The sequence below is a fragment of the Rhodococcoides corynebacterioides genome (genome assembly GCF_019834675.1).
Classification (GTDB): Bacteria; Actinomycetota; Actinomycetes; order Mycobacteriales; family Mycobacteriaceae; genus Rhodococcoides; species Rhodococcoides corynebacterioides_A.
Map to the genome: position 1 here is coordinate 20610 of NZ_JABUBU010000029.1, position 11922 is coordinate 32531.

Sequence of the window (11922 nt, forward strand, 5' to 3'; positions counted from 1 at the left end):
GGACCGCTCATGCCCGAGGGTCACACCCTGCACCGTCTGGCCCGCGCACACCAGAAGTCCTTCGCCGGTCAGGAACTCGAGGTGTCCAGTCCGCAGGGGCGGTTCGTCGAGGGCGCGGAGTGGGTCACCGGTCACGTGCTGCTGCGTGCCGACGCGTGGGGCAAGCATCTGCTGCATCGGTACGACAACGGCGCGATCGTGCACGTGCACCTCGGTCTCTACGGCAAGTTCACCGATCAACCCGTGCCCATGAAGGACCCGGTCGGTCAGGTGCGGATGCGCCTGGTCGGCCGGGACAAGGGCACCGATCTGCGCGGCCCCACCCGGTGCGAGATCTACGACGAGTCCGACGTCGATGCCCTGGTGGCGCGGCTCGGCCCGGATCCGCTGCGCCGAGAGTCCGACCCGGACAAGGCGTTCCACCGCATCCACAAGTCGTCGGTGGCCATCGGCGCGCTGCTGATGGAGCAGGACGTGATCGCCGGCATCGGCAACGTCTATCGCGCCGAGTTGCTCTTCCGCCACGGCGTCGACCCGTTCCTGCCGGGCAAGAAACTGGACACCGAGCGATGGAACGCCATGTGGGTGGACCTGGTCGAGCTGATGAAGATCGGGGTGCGGCGCGGGCGCATCGTCACCCTGCGCCCCGAACACGACAGCGCGGCCTCCCGAGGACCCGGAAGGCCGCGCAGTTACGTGTACAAGCGGACGGGGCTGCCCTGCCGGATCTGCGGAACGCCGATCCGCACGCAGGACATGAAGGGCCGCAACCTCTTCTGGTGCCCGACCTGCCAGGCGGACTAGAACCCGCCGAAGTCCCCGCCGCCGCCGAAGTCTCCGCCGCCGAAATCGCCGCCCCCGCCGCCGAAGTCCCCGCCGCCGTCGTAGCCGCCGCCCGCATCGCCGAAGTCGCCACCGCCGTCGCCGTAGTCACCACCGGCATCTCCACCGTCGCCGGCGTCGTTCATACCGTCCTCGTAGCCGTCGCCGTACCCGCTCTCGAACGCCTGCGCGTCGTACGGGACGCCGCCCATGCCCGAGAACATCGCGGAGAACAGGAACATCGACCCGACGCCCCAGGCGCCCGCGACGAGGGCCGGCTTCCACCAGGGCTCGGAATACCAGCCGGCGGGCACCGGACGACCGGCCACGCGGCCACCGGGGTAGTAGTTCGGCGTCTTCTCGCTCGGGTCGGGTGCGGCTGTCACCTGCCGGCCCTCGAAGTCGACGGTGCGCTCCTCGGTGACCTCACCGGCCGACTTCTGGCCGTCGATGGTGGGCACGTCGGGGCCGGGGTCCATGCCCATGGCGAGGCGGGCGGCACGGATGTAGTACAGGCCCTCGAGGGCGGTCTGCTTCGCCAGCCGTGCCTGGGCCGAGGTGCGCGCCTGGTCGATCTGCGAGCCCGCCGCGGTGTAGCGCTCGGAGGCGTCGGCCAGTGCCTGCTTGGACGCGGTGTCGCTGCCGACCAGATTGAACACCTGCCCGCCGAGCCGCTCGATCGCCTGCCGCGCATCGGCTTTCGCGTCGTCGACGGCGGCGGCCTCGCGCTTGCCGGTGTTCTTCTGGGAGATCATCACGACGCCGCCCACCAGGGCGATGACGACGACGATCAGCAGCAGGGGTTCCATCGTTCCTCCATCGTCGGCTTCGGATCCCAGTGTACGGAGGTCCCGAAACGGACGAACCGGACGCAGATCAGAGTGTGATGCTGGGGCGCGCTGCGGCCCAGGCCTCCATCAGGTGCGCGGCGAGCACGTCCTCGACGTACCCGAGTGCGCGCATCCCGAAGACGACGTCCGCCTCGAGAGCGGGGTCGCTCGCCACGAGGTCGCCGACGACGTCGTGCCGCATCACCTGCTCGTGCACCGCGTCGGCCTCGACGTGCTCGGCGTAGAAGGCCACGCACTGCTCGGCGAAGCCGAGCCGCCGGAGTGCCGTCACCAGACGCGACGACCCGGGCGACGAGGTGATCTCGGTCGCGGCGAGGTGCCCGGCCGCGGCGCCGCGCCAGCGACGATGCAGTCCGAAGAAGGACATGAGGTTGACCGGCGCGAGGGTCGGGGCCCCGACGTGATCGAGGTAGCCGAGGTACGACGAGTCGAGGCCGGCGGCGTCCAGGAGATCGCGGAAGAGCACCTGATGCATGCGGGATCCGCGTCCGCCGCCGAATTCGTCGAACTCCACGGCGACGTAGGCCGCCTTGGCCTGCCCCTGCAGCCGCGGAATCGCCCACGCGTGCGGGTCGGCCTCCTTGAGGTGGTAGAGCGAGCGGTGGGCGAGGTACTCGCGCATCTGCTCGGCCGTGCCGTGATCGCGGAGGTGGTACGAGGGGCCGCTGCCGTCGACGTGTTCGGTGGCCAGGGCATCCATCTCGTCGTTCACGGATCCACCGGTGGGCACGTGCGCGCGAAGGTGGTCGAGGAAGATCGCTTCCATCCGGCCGCGCAGACGGAGCAGGTCGGGGTTCCATTCCCAGGCGTCGTCGACGCCGGTGAAGCTGCGGTAGTGCAACTCGTAGCAGACGTACAGCGCGAGGTGCAGATCGTCGCCGTACGGATCCGCATCGGCGACGGCGGCGTCGGCGGACCCGTCCGGGGCGGCCAGGGCGGTCGACCCCTGATCGGGGGTCGACGCCAGGGCGCCGATCACCGCGGCCGACAGTGGACCACGCGGGGTGGGCAGCGCGGCGGTGTCGGAGGTGGGGGCGGAAGACAGAGTGGACGTCACCAGTCGCGGCTACCCGTTCACAGCGGGTCCGAACATCGACGGCGCCGCCGAGGTGCGGTCCAACAGGTACGACGCGGCGTCGAGGACCACCGTGCGGTCGTAGGTCAGGCGGTAGTCGAAGCCCGGCGCGGGGCCGTCGACCACGACGCGGGACAGCAGGCCGGCCGTGAGGTGCGGGCTGACGACGATGAGCGTGAACTCGTCGGCGATCGGATCGTCCGGTGAGACGTCGAGGGTGCGCAGGTTCGGCAACGACGGCAGGGCGGCGCGGTGCGCGTCGCGGCCGAACACCGAGACCAGGGCGCCCGATCGGGCCACGCCGCGCGCCCCGTCGATCGCCCCGGCGTCGAGCGGGAACAGGAACGGGATGCTCATGACGACGATCGTCGACGGACCCATCGCCACCGCCTGGCGCTCGAGCTGCCGGGACAGGGACACGACGAGCTCGCCGTCCGCCCGCTGCACTCGACCGGACGCCGCGCCGATCGTGAACGGTGTGCCTCCGGGTCGCCCCCGCACGGTGATGCCGACCGCGGTACCCACAGGGGCGGTGTCGGGGCTCGTGTCGGGGCTCGTGTCGGGGGAGGTGACCGCGTCGATCGCGTCCGGAGCGCGGCGGGGGAGCGGCGCGGGCTCGCCGAACAGGAAGCCCTGACCCAGGCTCGCGCCCATGTCGAGAGCCAGTCCGAGGTGATGCTCGGTCTCGATGCCCTCCGCCAGCACGCGGGCACCGGTGCGCCCCGACTCGGCCGCGACGGCCGAAATCACCGAGGCGGTGTCGTCGGCCGCCCGCGACTGGGTGAAGGACATGGCGAGCTTGATCACGTCGGGCTCGAGAAACGGGAGCAGCGCCAGCGAGGCGGTGTCGGCCCCGACGTCGTCGACCGCGACCAACCACCCCTGGCTGCGGACTCGATCGACCGCGCGGAGCAGTGCCGCGGGGTTCAGGAGGAGGTCGCGCTCGGTGATCTCCACGACGACCGACATCGCGGCGGCCCGACGGATGAGATCGTCCGCCTCGCGGGGGATCGGTCCCGTCGTGGCGCCCGGCTCGATGTTGACGAACAACAGCTGGCCCGGCGGGAGGGGCGCCGCGAGGGCTCCGCGCAGTGCGCTGATGCGGCAGAGCCAGTCGATCTCGCGGAGGCGTCCCGCGGCCCGAGCTGCGGCGAAGAGGTCGTCCGGTTTCTCGAAGGGCGTTCCCGCCGGTCCGCGGGCGAGGGCCTCGACGCCCACCATCGACCTCGTCATCAGGTCCACCACGGGTTGGTACAGCGAATGCACCTCGACGACGTCCGGAAGGACCAAGGTCACGCGGTCTCGTCTCGCGCGGCGGTGGGGCTCGTGTCTCCCGGGACGACCACGACCGGGACGTCGACCGAGTGCAGCACCGCCCGCGAGGTCGAGCCCAGCAGGAGGGAGCGGAAGCCGCCGCGACCACGGCGTCCGACGACGACCATCGAGGCGTCGGCGGATCGGGCGACGAGTTCGCGGACCGGCCGATCGCGGACGACGACGCGGTCCACCTCGACCGTCGGGTTGTCCTCGGCGAAACCCGCCAGGGACTCGGCCAGGGTGGCCTGCTCCCCGACCTCCGTGTGGGGCCCGCCGTCGGCGCCGTCGGGCTGGGGAACGTCGATGTCGCTCCAGGCGTGCACCGCGACCAGGCGCAGCCCGCGGGCCGCGGCGGCGGCGAAGGCGAAGCGCAGGGCGGGCATGCTGTTCGCCGTGCCGTCGACGCCCACCACCACCGGTCCGTCGGCTCGCGACGACCCGGCCGGGACGACGGCGACCGCGCACCGGGCGTGGGTGGCCACGGCCGTGCTCACGGAACCGGACAGACCGCCGGTGAACTCCCCGAGACCCCGCGTCCCGACCACCACGAGCGACGCGGACTCGGAGTGGTCGACGAGGACACCGGCGGGCGTGCCGTGGTCGGTCACCGCGGATACGTGCACCCGGGCGTCGCCGAGTCGGTCGGCGGCGACGTCGCGGGCGCGATCGAGGAGTGCTGACGCGGACGATCCCGGCGGGGCGTCGATCGTCGCGGCGACGTGCACGGTGGGCGCGACCGCGGTGAGGACCGTCAGCTCCAGCCCTTGCCGGCCCGCGACGTCCGCGGCCCAGGAGACCGCGTCGAGCGCCTCGGCCGACCCGTCGACGCCCACCACCACCGGTCCGCGACGCCCCGTGCTCGCATCCGACCGCCCCCTGTCCGACATGCCCACCTCCGTGCGGGCTTCCCCGCGTCGTCGACCGGCCGGTGCTCCCGTCGAACCCGACCGTGCTTCCAGTCGCCGCCCGACGGCGACCGCAATCAGTGTCGCCGCCCGGCGGCGACCGTGATCAGTGTCGCCGCCCGGCGGCGCGGCCGGGGCGAAACGCGCTGATTGCAAACGCAACGTGTTTATCTGGATGATACTGCTTCGTTATCGGATCGAGATGCTGCGCTCGCTGCCCTGACATGTCGGCGGTCGAATCTAGTGACATGGCCATCGGGTCCGGCGATCTCGTCACCGGAACCGCCGGCCCCATGCCGCACCTGGTGCAGACCAGCGCCATTCGCGACACCGATGCCGGTCCCGGACCGGAATGCACGACGACAGGGGAGACACACACCATGAGCGCACTCGACTTCTTCACCACCGACATCGTCTCGACCGATCGTGCCGAGGCCGGTGTCGCGCAGGTCGCGCGGGTCGCCGATCTGACCGTCGTCGACCACGTGCGCGACGGTGTGACGGTGCTGTCCATCGGTGGCGAGATCGACCTGGGCACGACTCCCGAGTTGCGGGACGTCCTGGTGCGTCTCGCGGCCCGTCGCGAGGACGCCGTCGTCCTTGACCTCACGGACGTGACCTTCCTCGGCTCGGCCGGCGCGGTCCTGCTGCTCGACGCGGCGTCGGCCGTGGCCGCCCGCCCCATCGCGCTGGTCGCCGTGCACCCGGCCGTCCGTCGCCCGCTCGGCCTGCTCGGTGTCTGCTCGCCCATCACGGTCTTCGAGACCGTCGACGAGGCCGTGGAATCCTTCACCGACGACGAGCTGTTCTCCGAGGTCGGCTGACCGCCGGTCCCGCTCGCCGGAAACGACGTACGGCCCCGAACTCCGCGGAGTTCGGGGCCGTACGGCTGTTCGTGGAGCGGGCGACGGGAATCGAACCCGCGTAATCAGTTTGGAAGACTGAGGCTCTACCATTGAGCTACGCCCGCATGCCGACGGCGAGTTCGGGATCGCCGACCCGTCGCCTGCGAGAAGACTGTACCGAACCCCGCGCGGGATTCGAAAATCGGCCCGGCGTCGACCGTGCCTGCGCACTCACCGTAGGATCGACCGCGCAAGGACTTCGGTCCGACGCGTGCCGCACCCCGGGCGCGCCGGACGCCTGCCCTGCACGTGAACGGGATGTGGCGCAGCTTGGTAGCGCATCCGCTTTGGGAGCGGAGGGTCGCAGGTTCGAATCCTGTCATCCCGACCCCGACCGGGCCCGGGCCCGAGAACACCCGACGAACCACACGAAGGAGCCATGTCCGTGAAGAGCACCGTCGAGCAGCTCAGCCCGACGCGAGTCCGTATCAACGTTGAGGTGCCCTTCGAGGAGCTCAAGCCTGATTTCGATCGCGCGTACAAGACGCTCGCCCAGCAGATCCGTCTGCCCGGCTTCCGGCCCGGCAAGGCGCCGGCCAAGCTGCTCGAGGCGCGTGTGGGTCGGGCGAACGTCCTGAACCAGGTGGTCAACGACGCTCTGCCCGGCAAGTACAACGACGCGCTGAACTCGACCGAGCTCAAGCCGCTCGGCCAGCCGGACATCGAGATCACCAAGCTCGAGGACGGCGAGGAGATCGCGTTCACCGCCGAGGTCGACGTCCGCCCCGAGATCACGCTGCCCGACTTCTCGAAGCTGACCGTGACCGTCGACCCGGTGGAGATCACCGACGAGGCCGTCGACGAGCAGCTGCTGTCGCTGCGCCAGCGGTTCGGCACCCTCACCGGCGTCGAGCGTCCCGCGCAGACCGGTGACTTCGTCTCCATCGACCTGTCCGCGACGGTCGACGGCGAGAACGTCGAGGAGGCGTCCACCGAGGGTCTCTCGCACGAGGTCGGCTCGGGTCAGCTCATCGAGGGTCTCGACGACGCCATCGTCGGCCTCGCCGTGGGTGAGTCGAAGGAGTTCGGCACCACCCTCCTCGCCGGCGAGCACGCCGGTCGCGAGGCCGTGGTGACCGTGACGGTCCGGTCGATCAAGGAGCGGGAGCTGCCGGAGCCCGACGACGAGTTCGCGCAGCTGGCCAGCCAGTTCGACACGTTCGACGAGCTCATGGCCGACCTGCGCGAGCGCGTCGGACGCGTCAAGAAGGTCGAGCAGGCCGGGCAGATCCGGGACAAGGTGCTCGAGGCGCTCCTGGAGCAGACCGAGGTGCCCGTGCCCGAGGCCTTCGTCAAGGCCGAGGTCGACTCCGCCCTGCACGACGCGATCCACCCGCTCGACCACGACGAGGACAAGCTCGCCGAGCAGCTCACCGCGGCCGGCTCCTCGCGCGAGGAGTTCGACGCCGAGGCCAAGGCCAACGCGGAGAAGTCGGTGAAGACGCAGCTGCTGCTCGACACCGTCGCCGACGCCGAGTCGGTCCAGGTGGGCCAGGACGAGCTGACGCAGAACATCGTGTTCCAGGCGCAGCGGTACGGCATCGCGCCCGAGCAGTTCATCCAGCAGGTGCAGCAGGCCAACCAGCTGCCCGCCCTGTTCGCGGACATCCGCCGCAGCAAGGCCCTCGCCGCGATCGTCGATCGCGTGCAGGTGACCGACACCGCCGGTGCGGCCGTCGACACCAAGGAACTGTTCGGCGAGCCCGACGGTGACGAGAGCAGCACCGAGAGCGGCGAGGACACGGCCGCCGAGCAGTAATAACGCTGACAGCGAACGACGGCGGTTCCGGGACTCCGGAGCCGCCGTCCTTCGTTAGTGTCGATGTCGAGAAGGCGTGCGGCAGCTCCTCCCCGCCGCGTCGGACGAGACAACACCACGAGCACCATCCGAGCACCAGAAGGCAGGTAACGTGACCAGCACGAACCCGGTCGGTAAGTCCGGCCCCGCGGGATCGATCCACCAGGCCGCTCCGGTCATGACGTCCGCGACCGCCGGACTCAACCTCTCCGATTCCGTCTACGAGCGGCTGCTGCGCGAGCGCATCATCTTCCTCGGCACCCAGGTCGACGACGACATCGCCAACAAGCTCTGCGCGCAGATCCTGCTGCTGTCCGCGGAGGACCCCACGCGCGACATCGCCCTCTACATCAACTCGCCGGGCGGTTCGGTGTCCGCCGGCATGGCGATCTACGACACCATGAACTTCGCCGAGTGCGACGTCGCCACCTACGCGATGGGACTCGCGGCCTCGATGGGCCAGTTCCTGCTGACGGCGGGCACCAAGGGCAAGCGCTACGCCCTGCCGCACGCGCGCATCATGATGCACCAGCCCTCCGCCGGTATCGGCGGCAGCGCCGCGGACATCGCGATCATGGCCGAGCAGTTCGCGCTGACCAAGCGCGAGATGGCCGAGCTCATCGCCCAGCACACCGGGCAGTCGTTCGAGCAGGTCACCGAGGACTCCGACCGCGACCGGTGGTTCACGGCGCAGCAGGCTCTCGAGTACGGCATGGTCGACCACGTCATCACCCGTGCGCAGCAGGCCGGGGGCACCAGCGGAGCCGACAACTGACGCTCGGCGGAACCCGCCACCCCTCCTCCGCGCCGCTCGCGGCACGTTCTCACACCTGGAGACTTCCATGACAGAACTGTTCGACCCTCGCAAGACCTTCGCGCCGGGATCCACCTCGCCGGCGGGACCCGATTCGCGCTACATCCTGCCGTCGTTCGTGGAGCACTCGAGCTACGGCGTCAAGGAGTCCAACCCCTACAACAAGCTGTTCGAGGAGCGCATCATCTTCCTCGGCGTGCAGGTGGACGACGCCTCGGCGAACGACATCATGGCGCAGCTGCTGGTGCTCGAGGGACTCGATCCCGACCGGGACATCACCATGTACATCAACTCGCCCGGTGGCTCGTTCACCTCGCTGATGGCCATCTACGACACCATGCAGTACGTGCGGGCCGATGTGGCGACGGTGTGCCTCGGCCAGGCGGCGTCCGCCGCGGCGGTGCTGCTGGCGGCGGGCGCACCCGGCAAGCGTGCGGCGCTGCCGAACGCGCGCGTCCTGATCCACCAGCCGTCCACCGGCGGTGTGCAGGGTCAGGTGTCCGACCTCGAGATCCAGGCCGCGGAGATCGAGCGCATGCGTCGTCTCATGGAGACCACCTTGGGGCGCCACACCGGCAAGGACGCCGACGTGATCCGCAAGGACACCGACCGCGACAAGATCCTCACCGCCGAGGAAGCCAAGGACTACGGCATCATCGACACCGTGTTCGAGTACCGGAAGCTCTCGGCTCGCCGCTGATCGACCCCGCTGATCGACCCGCCCGCGACACGCCCGGGAACCCGGAGCGTGTCGCGGCCGGTCGGGGCGGCGGGACCTCGACACGATCTCGCGACATCTCGACCGTGCGCCGCGCGGACGGGTACGGTCGCAGGCAGAAGTTCGGCTCCCGGCCGTCGCCTCGTCGCGTCGGCACCCACGGGTGGCCGAATTCGAACGACAAGTGAGGATCGATCCCCATGGCACGCATCGGAGACGGTGGCGACCTGCTGAAGTGCTCCTTCTGCGGGAAGAGTCAGAAGCAGGTCAAGAAGCTCATCGCCGGTCCCGGCGTCTACATCTGCGACGAGTGCATCGACCTCTGCAACGAGATCATCGAGGAAGAGCTGGCCGAGTCCAGCGAGGTCAAGCTCGACGAGCTGCCCAAGCCCGCGGAGATCCGCGACTTCCTCGAGAACTACGTCATCGGCCAGGACGCCGCCAAGCGTCGTCTCGCCGTCGCGGTCTACAACCACTACAAGCGCATCCAGGCCGGGGACAAGGCCCGTGATTCGCGTGGTGAGTCCGTCGAACTGGCCAAGTCCAACATCCTCATGCTCGGCCCCACGGGCTGCGGCAAGACCTACCTCGCGCAGACGCTGGCAAAGATGCTGAACGTGCCGTTCGCCATCGCCGACGCCACCGCGCTCACCGAGGCGGGATACGTCGGTGAGGACGTCGAGAACATCCTGCTCAAGCTGATCCAGGCCGCGGACTACGACGTCAAGCGCGCCGAGACCGGCATCATCTACATCGACGAGGTCGACAAGATCGCCCGCAAGAGCGAGAACCCGTCGATCACCCGCGACGTGTCGGGTGAGGGTGTGCAGCAGGCACTGCTGAAGATCCTCGAGGGGACGCAGGCCAGCGTGCCGCCGCAGGGTGGACGCAAGCACCCGCACCAGGAATTCATCCAGATCGACACCACCAACGTGCTCTTCATCGTGGCCGGCGCCTTCGCCGGACTCGAGAAGATCGTGTCGGACCGCGTGGGCAAGCGCGGTGTCGGCTTCGGTGCCGAGGTGCGATCGAAGGCGGAGATCGACACGCAGGATCACTTCGCCGAGGTCATGCCGGAGGATCTGATCAAGTTCGGTCTCATCCCGGAGTTCATCGGCCGTCTGCCGGTCGTCGCCTCGGTGACCAACCTGGACAAGGACTCTTTGGTCACCATCCTGTCCGAGCCGAAGAACGCGCTGGTCAAGCAGTACACCCGGCTGTTCGACATGGACGGGGTGGAACTCGAGTTCACCTCCGACGCGCTCGACGCGATGGCGGAGCAGGCGATCCACCGGGGCACCGGCGCCCGCGGTCTGCGGGCGATCATGGAGGAAGTCCTGAACCCGGTGATGTTCGACATCCCCAGTCGGGACGACGTCGCCAAGGTGGTGGTGACGGCGGAGACGGTGAACGACAACGTGTTGCCGACCATTGTCCCGCGCAAGCCCGACCGGCCGGAGCGGCGCAACAAGAGCGCCTGACCCGCGCACGACGCGAGCCCCCGATCCGTACGGATCGGGGGCTCGCGTCGTGTCGAGGGTGGCTCAGCCCGCGGCGATGTCCGACGGGTGCTGCGCCAGCGGCGTGACCGCGATGGTCATGTACGGGAACAGCGGCAGATTCCAGAGGATCTCGTGCAGGCGGGCGTTGTCGGCGACGTCGAAGATCGACAGGTTGGAGTACTGGCCGACGCACCGCCAGATGCTCACCCACTCACCGCCGCGCTGGAGGTCCTGCGAGTACGCCTTCTCCCGCGCGAGGGTGTCGGCGCGGACGTCGGGATCCAGATCGTGCGGGATCGCGACGTCCATGGTCACGGCGAACAGCATCGCTTCAGGCCCGATCGGCGCGGTCGAGGACGAAGTCGTACGTGACCTCCTGGCCGCCGTCGACGTCCTGCGGGTCGAGCACCAGCTCGGGCTTGACGGCGCTGGCGACGTCGTCGTCGTTGTGGGCGTCGCCGGGGAAGTAGAGCTGCGTGGTGATCTGCTGGTGGCCCGCCGCGCCGACCTTGAGGTGCAGGTGGGCCGGTCGCCACGGGTGCCAGCCGGCCGCGGAGATGAGCTTGCCGCACGCCCCGTCCGTGGGGATCTGGTACGGAGCCGGCTTCATCGTCCGGATGCGGAACCGACCGCTGTCGTCGGCCGTGACGGTGCCGCGCAGGTTCCACTCCGGGATGCCGGGCGCGAACTGGGAGTAGAAGCCGTCGGCGTCGGCGTGCCAGATCTCGACGACGGCACCGGGAAGCGGGCTGCCGTCGACTCCGGTGACCTGACCCTGGAACACCAGCGGCGTGCCCTGCTCGTTCTCGCGGGTGGGAAGCGTTGCGTCGCTGCCGAGTTCGGGTGCGTTCGGCACGTAGTAGGGCCCCTCGATGGTGCCCTTGCTGCCGTCCCGGGTCTCGCTGGCGACTTCCTCCACGACGTGCTCGACCCACACGTCGAGGAACAGCGGCCACTCACCGTCCTGTCCGACGGCGATGAGCCACGCCTTGAGGGCGTTGTACTCCTCGTAGGTCACCTTGTGCTCGCGCACCGTGCGGTGCACGGCCCCCAGCACCTCGCGGGCCAGGAGGCTGACGCGTTCCGGCGGCGTCGACGCCGCCATCGCCTTGTCGGTGGTGAATCGCTGGGTGGCGTTCGCGCCGGAGGCGGCGGCTGTTGCGGTGGTCATGAGCGTTCCTTCGGTTCGGGTTGCGGGCTGGGGGGTGGGGGGTG

At 69.7% G+C, this 11922-nt stretch carries 12 protein-coding genes and 2 tRNA genes; 7 read left to right on the forward strand and 7 right to left on the reverse strand.

Going from position 1 to position 11922, the window contains the following annotated elements:
- The first annotated feature begins 9 nt into the window (after window positions 1–9).
- Window positions 10–804, forward strand: a complete 795-nt coding sequence (locus tag HQ603_RS17550; RefSeq protein WP_222677748.1) for an Fpg/Nei family DNA glycosylase — start codon at window positions 10–12, stop codon at window positions 802–804.
- Here HQ603_RS17550 and HQ603_RS17555 read toward each other — a convergent pair.
- From HQ603_RS17555 to HQ603_RS17570, 4 genes are all read right to left on the reverse strand, one after another.
- Window positions 801–1631 (reverse strand): DUF1542 domain-containing protein, encoded by an 831-nt coding sequence (locus HQ603_RS17555; protein WP_222686037.1) that lies wholly within the window; start codon window positions 1629–1631, stop codon window positions 801–803. The genes HQ603_RS17550 and HQ603_RS17555 overlap by 4 nt on opposite strands.
- 67 nt (window positions 1632–1698) lie before the next feature.
- Window positions 1699–2718: an iron-containing redox enzyme family protein gene (locus HQ603_RS17560; RefSeq protein WP_261774023.1), complete on the reverse strand. Its 1020-nt coding sequence runs from the start codon at window positions 2716–2718 to the stop codon at window positions 1699–1701.
- A 21-nt stretch (window positions 2719–2739) separates the two neighbouring features.
- The gene (locus HQ603_RS17565; protein WP_222686039.1) at window positions 2740–4044 is read right to left on the reverse strand and encodes an EAL domain-containing protein; all 1305 of its coding nucleotides are present in this window, start codon (window positions 4042–4044) and stop codon (window positions 2740–2742) included.
- A complete protein-coding gene (locus HQ603_RS17570; protein WP_222686040.1) occupies window positions 4041–4952 on the reverse strand; it encodes a universal stress protein in 912 nt (303 codons plus the stop codon). Before HQ603_RS17570 ends, HQ603_RS17565 begins: the two co-directional genes overlap by 4 nt.
- A gap of 266 nt (window positions 4953–5218) precedes the next feature.
- On the opposite strand from HQ603_RS17570, the gene HQ603_RS17575 reads away from it, so the two are divergent.
- Entirely contained in the window at window positions 5219–5794 is a 576-nt protein-coding gene (locus HQ603_RS17575) for an STAS domain-containing protein (RefSeq protein ID WP_222686041.1), read from the forward strand.
- A gap of 72 nt (window positions 5795–5866) precedes the next feature.
- On the opposite strand, the gene HQ603_RS17580 is transcribed toward HQ603_RS17575, so the two are convergent.
- Window positions 5867–5940 (reverse strand) — tRNA-Gly (locus HQ603_RS17580).
- Window positions 5941–6129: 189 nt separating this feature from the next.
- Between HQ603_RS17580 and HQ603_RS17585 the strand changes: the two genes are divergently transcribed.
- From HQ603_RS17585 to clpX, 5 genes are all read left to right on the forward strand, one after another.
- A tRNA-Pro gene (locus HQ603_RS17585) sits at window positions 6130–6203 on the forward strand.
- A 57-nt stretch (window positions 6204–6260) separates the two neighbouring features.
- Entirely contained in the window at window positions 6261–7634 is a 1374-nt protein-coding gene (tig, locus tag HQ603_RS17590; protein WP_371831072.1) for a trigger factor, read from the forward strand.
- A gap of 196 nt (window positions 7635–7830) precedes the next feature.
- Window positions 7831–8448 carry an ATP-dependent Clp protease proteolytic subunit gene (locus HQ603_RS17595; RefSeq protein WP_280141905.1) on the forward strand — a complete coding sequence of 206 codons (618 nt, stop codon included), beginning with the start codon at window positions 7831–7833 and terminating at the stop codon, window positions 8446–8448.
- A gap of 67 nt (window positions 8449–8515) precedes the next feature.
- Complete coding sequence (locus HQ603_RS17600) at window positions 8516–9187, forward strand: ATP-dependent Clp protease proteolytic subunit (RefSeq protein WP_261774017.1); 672 nt, start codon at window positions 8516–8518, stop codon at window positions 9185–9187.
- 218 nt (window positions 9188–9405) lie between these two features.
- Window positions 9406–10686 (forward strand): ATP-dependent Clp protease ATP-binding subunit ClpX, encoded by a 1281-nt coding sequence (gene clpX / locus HQ603_RS17605; protein WP_222686043.1) that lies wholly within the window; start codon window positions 9406–9408, stop codon window positions 10684–10686.
- Window positions 10687–10749: 63 nt separating this feature from the next.
- Here the strand turns inward: clpX and catC are convergent, their stop codons facing one another.
- Both catC and catA read right to left on the reverse strand, forming a co-directional pair.
- Complete coding sequence (gene catC, locus HQ603_RS17610) at window positions 10750–11034, reverse strand: muconolactone Delta-isomerase (protein WP_068100091.1); 285 nt, start codon at window positions 11032–11034, stop codon at window positions 10750–10752.
- Window positions 11035–11038: 4 nt separating this feature from the next.
- On the reverse strand, window positions 11039–11878 hold the full coding sequence (gene catA, locus HQ603_RS17615) for a catechol 1,2-dioxygenase (protein ID WP_222686044.1): 840 nt from the start codon (window positions 11876–11878) through the stop codon (window positions 11039–11041).
- Window positions 11879–11922 lie beyond the last annotated feature (44 nt).

Bases quoted from the DNA above. Each gene is read 5' to 3' on its own strand.
- HQ603_RS17550 (WP_222677748.1), top strand. From the start codon at position 10: ATGCCCGAGGGTCACACCCTGCACCGTCTGGCCCGCGCACACCAGAAG.
- HQ603_RS17555 (WP_222686037.1), bottom strand. From the start codon at position 1,631: ATGGAACCCCTGCTGCTGATCGTCGTCGTCATCGCCCTGGTGGGCGGC.
- HQ603_RS17570 (WP_222686040.1), bottom strand. From the start codon at position 4,952: ATGTCGGACAGGGGGCGGTCGGATGCGAGCACGGGGCGTCGCGGACCG.
- HQ603_RS17575 (WP_222686041.1), top strand. From the start codon at position 5,219: ATGGCCATCGGGTCCGGCGATCTCGTCACCGGAACCGCCGGCCCCATG.
- HQ603_RS17600 (WP_261774017.1), top strand. From the start codon at position 8,516: ATGACAGAACTGTTCGACCCTCGCAAGACCTTCGCGCCGGGATCCACC.
- clpX (WP_222686043.1), top strand. From the start codon at position 9,406: ATGGCACGCATCGGAGACGGTGGCGACCTGCTGAAGTGCTCCTTCTGC.
- catC (WP_068100091.1), bottom strand. From the start codon at position 11,034: ATGCTGTTCGCCGTGACCATGGACGTCGCGATCCCGCACGATCTGGAT.
- catA (WP_222686044.1), bottom strand. From the start codon at position 11,878: ATGACCACCGCAACAGCCGCCGCCTCCGGCGCGAACGCCACCCAGCGA.